This is a genomic window from Streptomyces sp. NPDC096079 (assembly GCF_040303145.1).
Classification (GTDB): domain Bacteria; phylum Actinomycetota; class Actinomycetes; order Streptomycetales; family Streptomycetaceae; genus Streptomyces.
The window spans coordinates 153,541-166,752 of the sequence record NZ_JBEOST010000017.1 but is presented as its reverse complement, the minus strand read 5'-3'; the positions used below and the strand labels follow the sequence as shown (position 1 = coordinate 166,752).

General features: G+C 72.9%; 8 protein-coding genes. 5 read left to right on the top strand and 3 right to left on the bottom strand.

Annotation, left to right across the window (positions count from 1 at the left end):
* Positions 1-12 precede the first annotated feature (12 nt).
* The 3 genes from ABTY59_RS28545 (at position 13) to ABTY59_RS28535 (ending at position 8,642) form a co-directional block, all read left to right on the top strand.
* Complete coding sequence (locus tag ABTY59_RS28545; RefSeq protein WP_352021926.1) at positions 13-6,999, top strand: hybrid non-ribosomal peptide synthetase/type I polyketide synthase; 6,987 nt, start codon at positions 13-15, stop codon at positions 6,997-6,999.
* 102 nt (positions 7,000-7,101) lie between these two features.
* Complete coding sequence (locus ABTY59_RS28540) at positions 7,102-8,217, top strand: flavin-containing monooxygenase (RefSeq protein ID WP_352021916.1); 1,116 nt, start codon at positions 7,102-7,104, stop codon at positions 8,215-8,217.
* Positions 8,214-8,642 (top strand): hypothetical protein, encoded by a 429-nt coding sequence (locus ABTY59_RS28535; RefSeq protein ID WP_352021915.1) that lies wholly within the window; start codon positions 8,214-8,216, stop codon positions 8,640-8,642. The genes ABTY59_RS28540 and ABTY59_RS28535 overlap by 4 nt, the downstream gene beginning before the upstream one ends.
* A gap of 54 nt (positions 8,643-8,696) precedes the next feature.
* On the opposite strand, the gene ABTY59_RS28530 is transcribed toward ABTY59_RS28535, so the two are convergent.
* The 3 genes from ABTY59_RS28530 to ABTY59_RS28520 form a co-directional block, all read right to left on the bottom strand.
* Entirely contained in the window at positions 8,697-10,340 is a 1,644-nt protein-coding gene (locus ABTY59_RS28530; RefSeq protein WP_352021914.1) for a long-chain fatty acid--CoA ligase, read from the bottom strand.
* Positions 10,341-10,454: 114 nt separating this feature from the next.
* A complete protein-coding gene (locus ABTY59_RS28525) occupies positions 10,455-10,976 on the bottom strand; it encodes a hypothetical protein (protein WP_352021913.1) in 522 nt (173 codons plus the stop codon).
* A 217-nt stretch (positions 10,977-11,193) separates the two neighbouring features.
* The gene (locus ABTY59_RS28520) at positions 11,194-11,739 is read right to left on the bottom strand and encodes a hypothetical protein (protein ID WP_352021912.1); all 546 of its coding nucleotides are present in this window, start codon (positions 11,737-11,739) and stop codon (positions 11,194-11,196) included.
* A gap of 235 nt (positions 11,740-11,974) precedes the next feature.
* On the opposite strand from ABTY59_RS28520, the gene ABTY59_RS28515 reads away from it, so the two are divergent.
* Entirely contained in the window at positions 11,975-12,604 is a 630-nt protein-coding gene (locus tag ABTY59_RS28515; protein WP_352021911.1) for a TetR/AcrR family transcriptional regulator, read from the top strand.
* Positions 12,601-13,164, top strand: coding sequence for a DUF1707 SHOCT-like domain-containing protein (locus tag ABTY59_RS28510; protein ID WP_352021910.1), 564 nt, complete (start codon positions 12,601-12,603; stop codon positions 13,162-13,164). Before ABTY59_RS28515 ends, ABTY59_RS28510 begins: the two co-directional genes overlap by 4 nt.
* Positions 13,165-13,212 lie beyond the last annotated feature (48 nt).

The following is a 13,212-nucleotide window of genomic DNA, read 5'->3' as shown; positions in this document are numbered from 1 at the left end:
CTCGGCGACCCGATCGAAGCACAGGCCCTGCTCGCCACCTACGGCACCGAGCGCGACGGACACCCCCTCATGCTCGGCTCCCTCAAATCCAACCTCGGACACGCACAGGCCGCCGCCGGCGTCGGCGGCATCATCAAGATGGTCATGGCCCTGCACCACGCCGAACTCCCCGCATCCCTCAACATCACCAAGCCCAGCGAACTGATCGACTGGACCAGCGGCGGCGTCCAGATCCTCACCGAACCCCACCCCTGGCCCGTCGAGGAAGGCAAGACCCGCCGCGCCGGCGTCTCCTCCTTCGGCATCAGCGGCACCAACGCCCACGTCATCCTCGCCGAACCCCCGCGAAACACACCCACCGAAGAGGCGGCCGAGGAGCCGACTCAGGACGGCGCCGCACTGCCGTGGCTGGTCTCGGCGCGTACGCCCGGGGCCGTGGCCGAGGCGGCCGCTCGCCTCGCCTCTCACGTACGGGAACGGCCCGAGCTGAGCACCGCCGATGTGGCGCTCTCCCTGGCCACCGGGCGCTCCGCCTTCGAGTCGCGGGCCGTCCTTCCCGGCGCGGAGGGGCGCGAGGGGCTGCTCGCCGGTCTCGACGCCCTGGCCTCCGGGGAGATCGAGGCGGTCACGACGGCCGTCTCCGGTGCCAAGCCGGGCCGCGCGTCGAGCGCCCCCGTCGTGTTCGTGTTCCCGGGGCAGGGTTCGCAGTGGGTCGGCATGGCCACCGAACTCCTCGCCACCTCACCGGAGTTCGCCCGCGTCATCGCCGACTGCGAGACGGCCCTGACACCCTTCGTCGACTGGTCGCTCACCGCCGTCCTGCGCGGCGACGACGACGCCCCCGGCCTCGACCGCGTCGACGTCGTCCAGCCCGCCTCCTGGGCCATGATGATCGCCCTCGCCAACCTCTGGCGCGCCAACGGCGTCAACCCCACCGCCGTCGTCGGACACTCCCAGGGCGAGATCGCCGCAGCCGTCGTCGCCGGCGGCCTGACCCTCGAAGACGGCGCCCGCGTCGTCGCCCTCCGCTCCCAAGCCCTCCGCGTCCTCTCCGGCGGCGGAGGCATGGCCTCGCTCAGCGTCCCGGAAGCGCAGGCGGAGCAGCTCCTCGCCCCCTGGAGCGGCCGGGTCTCCGTGGCCGCCGTGAACGGCCCCTCGTCCACCGTGGTCGCCGGGGAGCCCGGGGCGCTCGACGAACTCCTCGCCCAGTGCGAGGCCTCGGGGGTCTGGGCCCGCCGCATCCCGGTGGACTACGCCTCCCACTCGGCCCACGTCGACGAGATCAAGGACACCCTGGCGCGCGAGCTGAAGGACGTCGCGCCCCGTGCGGGCCGGGTCGCCTTCCACTCGACGGTGACCGGTGGGGTCCTGGACACCGCCGAGCTGGACGGCTCCTACTGGTTCCGGAACCTCCGCAGCAAGGTGCGGCTGGCGGAGGTGGTGGGTGAACTGGGCGCGCCCGGCGTGGTGTTCGTCGAGGTGAGCGCGCACCCCGTGCTCGTCTCCGGCATCACCGAGACGCTCGGGGACGGCGGTGCCGTCGTCGGCACCCTCGGCCGCAACAGCGGCGGCCTCGACCGGTTCGTCCGGTCCGCCGCCGAGGCCTGGTCCCACGGCGTCACCGTCGACTGGACCACCCTCCTCGCCCCGTACGACGCCCACACCGTCGACCTTCCCTCGTACCCCTTCCAGCGCGGGCACTTCTGGCTGCTGAACGAACCCGCGGCCGTTCCGCGCGTCGCGTCGCGGCCGGTGGAGCGACCCGCCGAGCAGATGGGCCTGCTGGGCGTACGGCTGCCGTCGTCGCCGCTCGCGCAGGCGCAGTTCGCCCCGCGGCTCGACCCGGTGGCGCACCCCAGCCTGGGTGACTTCGTGGTCGGCGGGCGGCCGGTGGTCAGCGCCGGTGTGCTCGTGGAGTCGCTGATCGAGGCGGTCACCGAGCTCGCGGGGCCGGGTCCGGTGTCCGTCGAGGACCTGGAACTCCCCGTCGACCTGGTGCTCGACCCGGTCGGAGCCGCGCCTTCGGCGCCGGGTGCCGAGCGTGCCGCCCAGCTCGTCGTGGACGGGGGCGCGTTCCGGTACTACGCCCAGGACGCGTCCGGCGCCTGGCAGCTCCACGCGCGGGGCCGGGCCGGGGCGGGGGCTCCGGCCGCGCCCACGGTGACGCTCGCCCCGGTGGGTTCGGGCCGTGAGCTGTCCGGCGACGAGCTGTACCGGCTGCTCTGGCAGCGCGCCCTGTACCTGGGCTCCGCCGCGCGCTGGGTGGAGCGGATCCGGCTCGGCCGTGGTGAGGCCACGGCGGAGCTCCGGTCCGCGCTGCCCGGCGAGGCGGAGGGCTATCTGATCCATCCCGGTCTCGTCGACGCCATGTTCCAGACGGCGCTGGCCTGCTTCCCCATGGACGGCCCGGCGCTCGTGCCGGCCGGTCTCGACCGCTTCGTCCACTACGGCCGCGGGGGGACGCAGGACGGGCTCCGCTGTCATGCCGAGCTGTTCGAGGGCGGTACGCGGGCGCGGATCCGGCTCATGACCGCGCAGGGCCGGCTGGTCGCCGAGGCCGACGGCGCCCGCTTCGACCCGGCCCCGGGCCGGGCGGTGGCGGAGCCCGCCGCCGTGACCGCCCCGGCCGTGGCACCCGTGTCCGCGCTCGTCGTGTCCGAGCCTCGGCGGGAAGCCGCCGCTCCGACGGCCCCGGTCGTCGCCGAAGCGGACGGGACCCCGTCCGCCCCGGAGCCCGAGGCGGTGCGTGCGCTCGTGGCGCGGACCGTCGCCCAGGCGCTCGGCACCGTGGCGTCCCGGCTCGACGCCGGGCAGTCCCTGCAGGCGCTCGGTCTGGACTCGCTGATCGCGATGAAGATCCGGACCGCGCTGAACCGGGAGTTCGACGTCCTGCTGCCGATGGCGGCGTTCCTGAACGGCCGCAGCACCGGGGACATCGCCGCGGACGTGCTCGACGCCCTCGGCGGCGAGGCGGACGCGGAGTCCGCGCGGGGCGCCGCCGTGTCCGAGGGGAACGACGAGCACGACGCCGACGAGGACGACGCCGAGCGGTACGAGCCGTTCGGCCTGACCGATCTCCAGCAGGCCTACCTCGTGGGCCGTGGTGACGCCTTCGAGCTCGGCAACACGTCCACCTACTTCCAGATCGAGATCGACCTGGAGCAGGTCGACCTGGACCGGCTCGGCGCGTCCTTCCGGGCGATGATCGAGCGCCACGACATGCTGCGGGCCGTCTTCACCGCCGAGGGCGAGCAGCGGGTCCAGCGCGAGGTCCCGGCCTATGTGATCCGTGAGACCGATGTGTCCGCGCTGGCCCCGGCCGCGCGCGAGGCGGCGCTGGTCGCCGTCCACGAGGAGATGCGGCACCAGGTCTTCGACACCGCCCGCTGGCCCCTGTTCGACGTGCGGGTGACCCGGATCGACGACCGGGTGATCCGGCTGCACGCCGGTTTCGACGCGCTGGTCATCGACGGTTTCAGCACGTCGATCCTGTTCAAGGAGTGGGCCGCGCACTACCGCGGCGAGGAGCTGCCCGAGCTGGAGCTGCGCTACCGGGACTACGTCCGGCAGGCCCGCGAGCTGGAGACCGGGCCCGAGTACGACCGGGCGCTCGCCTACTGGAGGGACCGGTTCGACACCCTGCCGGCGGCGCCGCAGCTGCCGCTGGCGGTGGCCCCGTCGACGCTGGACCGGCCGGTGTTCACCCACCGTGGGGCGACGATCCCGAAGGAGGAGTGGGACCGCTTCAAGGAGCACGCGGCGACGGCCGGGGTGAGCCCATCGGCGGCGCTGTGCACCGCGTACGCGCAGGTGATCGCGGAGTGGAGCGCGACGCCCGACTTCTCGCTGAACCTGCTGTACTTCAACCGGCTGCCGCTGCACCCGCAGGTCGGCGACGTGATCGGCAACTTCTCCACCACGCTGATGCTGGAGATCCGCGACTCGGCCGACGACGCGTTCGCCGTCCGGGCGAACGAGGTGCAGGCCCGGCTGTGGAGCGACCTGGAGCACAGCCAGGTCAGCGGTGTGCAGGTGCTCAGGGAGCTGCACCGGGCCCGTGGCGGCTCGGTGCGGGCCGCCGCGCCGGTCGTCTTCACGAGCCTGGTGAACTTCGCGGGCCAGCAGGACACGGAGCGGCGCGGAGTCGTCCAGCACCTCGCCGGGATCGGTGAGAACGGCCGTCTGGTGAGCAACTCGGTCCGGACGCCGCAGGTGTGGCTCGACCACCAGGCGGTCGAGGAGGCCGGGGAGCTCGTCCTGAACTGGGACGTGATCGAGGAGCTGTTCCCGGCGGGCTGCGTGGACGCCATGTTCGCCGGGTACCAGCGGATGCTGCGCGAGCTCGCCGCCGACGCGGCGGCCTGGCAGCGGCCCCGGCCGGCGCTCGTGCCGGCGGCCGATCTGGAGGTGCGGGCCGAGGCGAACGCCACGGACGGGCCCGTGCCCGACGGTCTGCTGCACGAAGCGGTGCTCGCCCAGGCCGAGGCCACGCCCGACGCGCCCGCGGTCATCTCGGAGGCGCTGACCCTCACGTACGGGGAGCTCGACCGCAGGTCGAACCGGGTGGGGCACGCGCTGCGGGCCCAGGGAGCGGGTCCCGGCGACCTGGTGGCCATCGTCATGGACAAGGGCTGGGAGCAGGTCGTCGCGGCGCTCGGCATCCTGCGGTCGGGGGCGGCGTACGTCCCGATCGACGCCCGGGTGCCCGTGGAGCGGCTGCACGTGCTGCTCGACAGCGCCGGGATCAGCCGGGTCGTCACCCAGCCGTGGGTGGAGGACACGGCGGACTGGCCGGAGGGCGTGGTCAGGACCGTGGTGCGGGCCGAGGACCGGGGTGAGGACGGCCCGCTCGGCGAGTCCGGTGCCAAGCCGGGCGACCTCGCGTACGTGATCTTCACCTCGGGTTCCACCGGGCTGCCGAAGGGCGTGATGATCGAGCACGGCGCGGCCCTGAACACGGTGGTCGACGTCAACGAGCGGTACGGCGTCACCGCGGCGGACCGGGCCCTCGGACTGTCCGCGATGCACTTCGACCTGTCGGTCTACGACGTGTTCGGACTGCTGTCGGTGGGCGGTGCGCTGGTGCTGCCCGAACCGGCCGCGCACCGTGAGCCGGCCCGCTGGGCGGAGCTCGTCGCCGAGCACGGGGTGACGGTCTGGAACAGCGTGCCCGCGCTGATGGAGATGTTCACCGAGCACGCCCTGTCGAACGGTCTCACCGGACTGCCGGTGCGGCTCGTGATGATGAGCGGCGACTGGATCCCGGTGTCGCTGCCCGGACGGATCCGGCTGCTGCTGCCTGAGGCCGAGCAGTGGAGCCTCGGCGGCGCCACGGAGGCGTCGATCTGGTCGATCCTGCACCCCATCGGCGACGTCGCGGACGACGCCGTGAGCGTTCCGTACGGCAAGGCGATGCGCAACCAGCGCTTCCACGTGCTGGACGGCTCGATGCGGCCCAGCCCCGTGTGGGTGCCCGGCGACCTGTACATCGCGGGGGTCGGTCTGGCCCGCGGCTACCTGAACGACGAGGCGAAGACCCGCGCCGCGTTCCTGCACCACCCGGTCACCGGTGAGCGGCTCTACCGCACCGGCGACATGGGCCGCTTCCTGCCGGACGGCACCATCGAGTTCCTCGGCCGGCTGGACTCCCAGGTGAAGATCCAGGGCTACCGGATCGAGCTGGGCGAGGTGGAGTGCGCGCTCACCCAGTGCGAGGGGGTGCGGAGCGCCGCGGTCGTCGCGGCGGGCGAGCAGCACGGGCCGAAGCGGCTCATCGCGTACGTCGTCCTCGACGAGGGCCGCGACGACACCGAGCAGGAGATCGTCGGCGCGCTGCGCGAGCTGGTCCCGGCGCACCTGGTGCCGCAGCGCGTGCTCGTCCTGGACGAACTGCCGCTCAGCGACAACGGGAAGGTCAACCGGGCGGCGCTGCCCGCACCGGACGAGGTCGCCGCGGAGGGCGCCGGGTTCGTGGCGCCGCGCGACGAGGTGGAGCGCCGGCTCGCGGAGATCTGGGCGGAGTTCTTCGGCGTGACCGAGATCGGGGTGACGGCGAGCTTCTTCGACCTCGGCGGTGACTCGCTGCTCGCGGTGCGTCTGATGGCCAGGATCGCGCGCGGCCTCGGCCGCAGCCTGCCGCTGTCCACGCTGTTCGCCCGGCCGACGATCGAGCTGCTCGCCCAGGCGGTCCGGGAGGCCGACGGGGACGGGGGCGGCCGCAGGGCGCTGGTGCCGGTGCGCACGAGCGGTACGCGGACCCCGCTGGTGTTCGTGCATCCGGTCGGCGGTGACGTGCTCTGCTACGCGGAGCTCGCCGAACTCCTCGGTGACGAGCAGCCGTTCTACGCTCTCCAGCTGCCGGACGCGGAGCTGACGAGTGTCGGGGCCATGGCCGCGCACTACGCGGCCGCCGTCCGGGAGGCGCTGCCGGAGGGTCCGTACCGGCTCGGCGGCTGGTCGATGGGCGGGGTGATCGCCCTGGAGATGGCGGCCCAGCTCACCGCGGCGGGTGCCGAGGTGGAGCTGCTGACCGTGATCGACCTGATGGTGGAGCCCGGACCCGCCGAGGGGACCGTCTCCGACGAGCAGTTGCTGTCCTGGTTCGCCCGGGACCTGGCGGGGCTCGCCGGCGTCGACTGGGCGCTGGCGCCCGAGGCCTTCGACGGCCGGCCGCCGGTGGAGGTGCTGCACGCCGAGGCGAGGGCCGCGGGGGCGCTGTCCGAGGACATCGACCTGGACACGCTGAGCGGCATCGTCGGCCGGTTCCGGAGCAACTACCGGGCCCTGCTGGGCCACGCTCCGGGCGAGTTCGCCGGACGGGTGGTGTCGCTGCGGGCCGCGGACGGCGGTGCGACGGTCGAGACCGCGAAGCGCTGGATGCGGTACTTCCCCGGTGACGCGACCCTCGTCGACGTGCCCGGCGACCACTACACGGTGATGCGCGGCGAGCGGCTGCGCGTCCTGGCCGGCGAGCTGCGCCGGGCCCTCGACGCGCACTGACCCGAACCGGCCGGGCCGCCCGCGCGGGCGGCCCGGCCGGTCCACCCCGGACCCGGCCCGCGGTCGCGCGGGCTCCAGGTCCAAGAAGTGAGGACATTCGGTATGCGAACAGATCAGGCCGACCCGACGAGTCGGCCGACGAGCACCCTGCCGGCGACCGTGCCGGTCGCCATCGTGGGGGCGGGACAGTCGGGCCTCGCCGCCGCCTATCACCTGCGGCGGGCCGGGATACGGTGCGTGCTGCTCGACGCGGGCGGCGAGGTCGGCGAGACCTGGGAGCGGCGCTGGGACTCGCTGAGGCTCTTCACGTCCGCGCAGTTCTCCGGACTGCCGGGCCTGCCCTTCCCCGGTGAGGCGGCGCACTACCCCGGCAAGGACGAGGTGGCGGCGTACCTGAAGGAGTACGCCGAGCGCTTCGACCTCCCCGTGCTGACCGGTCACCGGGTGCTGTCGCTGCGCAGGGACGGCGACGGCTACCTGCTGACCACCGCGCACGGCGAGTGCCGGGCCGGCCAGGTCGTCATCGCCACGGGCGCGTTCGGCAGGGCACGGGTCCCCGACTTCGCCGCCGGGCTCAGCGCGGACGTGCCGGCCCTGCACACCAGCGAGTACCGGGACGCCTCGCAGGTGCCGCCGGGCACGGTGGTCGTGGTCGGCGACGGCAACTCCGGGCGGCAGATCGCCGCGGAGCTGTCCGAGACCCACAGCGTGGTCCTCAGCTGCGGCGAGGCCGTGTCGCCGCCGCTGCCGCAGACGGTCGTCGGCCGGGACATGTTCTGGTGGATGAGCGTGCTCGGCGTGATGAGCCTGCCGGTGGACATGCGGGCGCCCGACCCGATCGTCGGCGACCGGGTGGCCGGCCTGGTCGCCGCGGGCCGGATGCGCACGGTGGGGCGGATCACCGGGGCGGAGGGAGCCGAGCTGCTCGCCTCGGACGGGGAGCGCGTGAAGCCGTCCGCGGTGATCTGGGCGACCGGCTACCTCACCGACTGGAGCTGGCTCGACCCGGACATGCTCGACGAGGAGGGGCGGCCCCGGCACACCGAGGGCACCGGGGTGCTGCCCGGCAGCCACTTCCTGGGCCTGTACCGGATGCGTACCCGCGGCTCGGCGCTGATCGGCTTCGTCGGCCGGGACGCCGAGCGCGCGGCGGCGGCGATCACCGCCGCCGCGACCACCACGACCGCTTCTCCCACGGCGGAAGGCGAGCCGTCATGACCACTGTCACCACGACCGAACTCGACGTGCTGGGCGCCCTGCTGGCGTTCGACTTCATCGGCTTCGCGCAGAAGTCCGCCGCGCTCGACCCCACCGGCCCCGGGTACGGCGAGGCGGTCGGCGAGGCCTTCGGGATCGCGGCCCGCCGTCGCTTCCCGCGGGGCGCGACCGGGGAGGAGATCGGCGGGTACGTCGCCGGGTTCCTCGGTTCGCTGGAGGCCGGGGCCGAGGACTTCGACCCCGCGGCGCTCGAAGCCTTGGTCGCCGCCGGTCTGGGCGGGGCTGCGGACGGTGTGCTCCCGGACCCCGAGCGCACGATGCAGGCGCGTCTCGTCCTGACGCTCCGCTGGGTACGGGAGCTGGGGCTCGGCCCCGAGGAGCAGCGGGAGCTGCTGGCGGAGGCCGAGCGGCTGACCGCGGCCTGACGCGGGGCGGCGAGGCGGCGCCCCGGAACACCCGGGGCGCCGCCTCCCGCGCGCTCACCGCCGTGAGGTGCCGGTCTCCCGGACGTCCAGCTCCCCGTCCCCGTACAGGCTCCTGACGGCCCGCTTGTCGTACTTGCCGACGCTGGTCTTGGGCACGGCGTCCACGAAGGACCAGCGCTCGGGGATCCACCAGCGCGCCACGCGCCCGCTCAGGAACGCCCGGAGCTCCTCCGCGCCGACCCCGGCGCCCGGAACCAACGACACGCAGGCCAGGGGGCGTTCCTCCCAGCGGGGGTCGGGCACACCGACCACGACCGCCTCCAGGACGGCGGGGTGTTCGATGATCGCGTTCTCCAGCTCGATGGTGGAGATCCACTCGCCGCCGCTCTTGATGCCGTCCTTGAGCCGGTCGCTGACCACCACCCAGCCGCCCGGCTCGATCACTCCCAGGTCTCCGGTGCGCAGCCAGCCGTCGTGGAACTTCTCCGGGGAGTCCTCGGTGTGGAAGTACGAGCCGGTGACCCACGGTCCGCGCAGCTCCAGTTCGCCCACCGAGGTGCCGTCCCAGGGCTGTTCGGTGCCGTCCTCCGCGATCAGCCGCACCTCGACGAAGGGCATCACGCGCCCGCTCTTGGCGAGCCAGTCGACCTCCTCCTCGTCCGGGGTGCCGTGCGGGGGGACGGCGAAGGTGGCGAGGGGGCTGGTCTCGGTGAGTCCCCAGCCCTGCTTCAGACGGACGCCGTAGCGGTCCTTCAGTTTCCCCAGCAGGGCGCGCGGCGGGGTGGCGCCGCCGCAGCCGGCGAGCCGTACGGCGCTCAGGTCGAGGGGGTGTTCCTCGCCGTGGTGGACCAGGCTGTTCCAGATGGTGCAGATCGCGGCGACGGCGGTCGGGCGTTCCTCGTTGATGATGCGGACCAGGTCCGGGGTGTGCAGCTGCCGGCCGTTCATGATGAGGTCGGAGCCCGCCAGCCAGGCCGCGTAGGGCCAGCCCCAGGCGTTGGCGTGGAACATGGGCACGATCGGCAGGACGCGGTCGCCGTCGTGCATCGCGAATCCGGCTCCGGCGGAGACGCCGAGGGTGTGCAGGGTGATCGAGCGGTGGCTGTAGGCGACGCCCTTGGGGTTTCCGGTGGTGCCGGTCGTGTAGCAGAGCGCGGCCGCGTCGCGTTCGTCCAGGTCGGGCCAGTCGTAGCCGGGCGCCTCGGCCGCGAGGAGCGCGTCCCAGCGGTGTACGGCGATGTGGGCGGGCAGGTCCGGCTCCGGGGCGTCGCCGATGACGACGACGTGGCGCACGCTGCCCAGGCGGTCACGGAGGGGTCCGAGCATGTCCAGGAGGGTCGCGTCGACGAGGAGGACGGCGTCCTCGGCGTGCTCGACGATGTACCCCAACTGGTCCTGGTGCAGGCGAAGGTTGAGCGTGTGCAGCACCGCGCCCATGCTGGGCACGGCGAGGTAGGCCACCAGGTGTTCGGGGGTGTTCCAGGCCAGCGTGGCGACCCGCTCGCCGAGCCGTACGCCGAGCCGGCCGAGGGCGGAGGCGAGCTGTTCCGCCTGGCGGCCGATGTCGGCGAAGGTCTGTAAGGACCGCGCGGCCGGCCCGTCGGCACATCGCACCACCCGGCTGTCGCCGTAGACGCGTTGACCGTGCGCGAGGATGTCACGTACCAGCAGTTCGCGGTCCTGCATCGTGCTCTTCATGGTGTGCGGCCCCTTGGAAAGCGCGGTGGGAAGAGGGAGGCGCGGTGCGCGTGGTGCGGCGCGCCGGACATGGCGAAGCCGGCCCCGGTGGCGGAGCCGGCTCCCTCGGTGGGGTCAGCCCGTGTACTGGATGTCTCCCACCAGCGTGCTGCTGACGTGGTCGTGGTCCAGGAGGTTCACGCGGGCGGTCATCTTGCCGCTGCCGGAGACGAAGGCGTAGCTGCCCGCCCCGTTGAGGATCTTGAACGTGCCGGACGGGTAGACCATGGTGTCCGACGTCAGCGGCGCGGTGAGCGAGTAGCTGATGACGAGCTTGTCGCCGTCGGGCTCCGTCATCGTCGCCGTCCCCTTGATGTCGTACTTGCCGGGGAGGGTCGCGGTACAGACGACCTCTTGCTGGGTCCAGGTGGCGCTGGTGACCGGCTTGCCGGTGGAGGTGCCCTTGCCGGTCACGTTGTAGCCGTTGCAGCCCACGGTGTCGGGGTGCGTGGTCGCGACCACGGCGAAGTTGTTGGTGATGTCGACGGTGGGAAGCCACGTCGCCGCGGTGACGGCGGTGGGGGCGGTGTCGGCGGCGAAGGTGGCGCCCGCCGTTCCGCCGGTGATCAGTACCGCTCCGGCCACCACGCCTGCCATGCGCGCGGACCATCTGCGGGCAGCTCTCTCCATGTGTCCCCCGAACGATAGAAGTGTGCCCAACTAGGCCTTTACGCAAGGCCGTTGGGGGAAATTTTTGCCGACCGGAGGACCTCCCGTCGAGGCATTCGCAGCACGGGCGTGGCGGAGGGACGAGGAAAGGGTGGGTGAGGGCGATCCGCCCTCACCCACCCTTCCTCACCCCGGTGACCGTGGGTCAGATCTGCCAGCGGAAGCCCATGGAGCCGTCGAGGACGGCGGCGACGTGCGCCTTGTCCAGGAGGTTGACGGTGGCGTTCATCTTGCCGCCGCCGACCGCCTCGTCGAAGCTGCCGGTGCCGCCGGTGATCGTGAAGGTGCCGGTCGGGTACACCATGGTGTCCGCGGTCAGCGGCGCGCTGAGGTGGTAGGTGAAGAAGAGCTGGTCACCGTCGGCCTCGGTGATCGTCACCGACCCGTTGATGTCCCACTTGCCGGGGACGGTGGCGGTACACGCGTCCTCCTTCTGCGACCAGGTGCCGCCGCCGGTGATCCGGTTGCCGGTGACGGTCCCCGTGCCGACCACCTTGTAGCCGTTGCAGCCCGTCGTGTCGGGGTGCTCGCTGGTGACCACGCCGTAGTTCCCCGCACCGGTGAACGCGGTCGCGCCCGGAGGAGGGGTCACCGCGGCGTTCGAGACTCCGGCCGTACCCCCGACGATCAGTGCCGCACCGGCCATCACGCCCGCTATCCGTGCCGAACGACGGTGAGCAATTCGTGCCATGTTGATCCCCCGCACTATCAGTTCTTGTCGAACTCGGCCCATCTGTGGGCTCGTTGACGACAGTTTCCATGATCGGGGGCCGTTCCGTCGACCCATTCCAGCCAATCGGTTTCCGTATTCCGGTGAGACGGGACCCCTATCCGGACAACCAGGGGACTCCACCGGGTTGACCGCAGGAACTCCTATTGTCAGAGTGGACAACAAGCCGTCGGCCACTTCGACAACGGGAGGGGACGTGCCCACCGCACGACGTCGGCGCACTCCGGAACAGGCACGCGCCGAGATCCTCGACGCCGCCACCGAGCTCATCGCCCGGCACGGTCCCGACGGTGCCGGACTGCGCAGGGTGGCGGAGGCCGCCGGGGTGACGCACGGGCTCGTCACGCACTACTTCGGGACCTACCGCGCCCTCGTACGGGCCGTGCTGGAGCGCGAGAACGAGCGCAAGCGGGAGCTCGTGCGCGAGAGGATGCGGGCCGACGGAAGCGTGCCGTACGCCGACGGCATGACGGAGGTGCTCTTCGAGATCCTCGCCGACGAGCGGTACGTCCGGCTGTGGACGTGGTCGCAGCTCCACGACTGGGACGACGAGCCCGCCCCCGGCTCCCCCACGAACCTCTCCCGCCTCGTCGACGTGATCGAGGAGGGCGTCCGCTCGGTGCTCCCCCCTCCCGAGGGCCCCGACCGGGCGCGGATCGAGAGGGTCGTCCTGCTCGGCATGTCCGCCGCGTACGGCTACGCGCTCGGACGGCGCTACTGGCTCACCGACCTCGGGCACGACCCCGACCACCCCGGGCACGACGCCGCCTATCGCACCGCGCTGTCCTCGGCACTCGCCGCCTATCTCGGAGGATCGACACCATGACCCGGCACGACCTGGACGTCCTCGCCTCGGACCGTGAGCGTCACGACGCCGAGGAGCGCCTGCGGGCAGCCGTCGAGAGCGGCCGGCTGCCGCTGCCCGACCTGTCGGCACGGCTCGACGAGGTGCACGCCTCCCGTACCCGGGGCGACCTGGAGGAGGCCTGCCGCGGCCTGCCCCGGCCCGGCCCGCGGGACGCGCTCGTGGTGGACCGGGCGCCGACCTCGGGCCGCTTCGTGGCGGGTGTCTTCGGCGGCTTCGAGCGCACGGGCGACTGGGTCGTGCCGCCCCGGATGACGCTCTGGTCGATGTGGGGCGGCGGACGGATCGACCTCTCCGAGGCGCGTTTCAGCAGCCAGGACACCGAGATCCGGGCCGTCGCCCTCTGGGGCGGCACCAGGATCGTGGTGCCGGAGGACATCGAGGTCGAGGTGCGGGGGTTCGGGCTCTTCGGCCTCTTCGACAGGCGCGCCGCCCGGCGGATCGGCAGGCCGGGCACGGTGCGGGTCGTCATCAGGGGCCTGGCCCTGTTCGGTGCCGTGGTCACCCGGACCGCGAAGTAGCGGGCCCAGGAGGGCGTCCCGGAGGGCGCGGTCCGATCGGCCGACGTC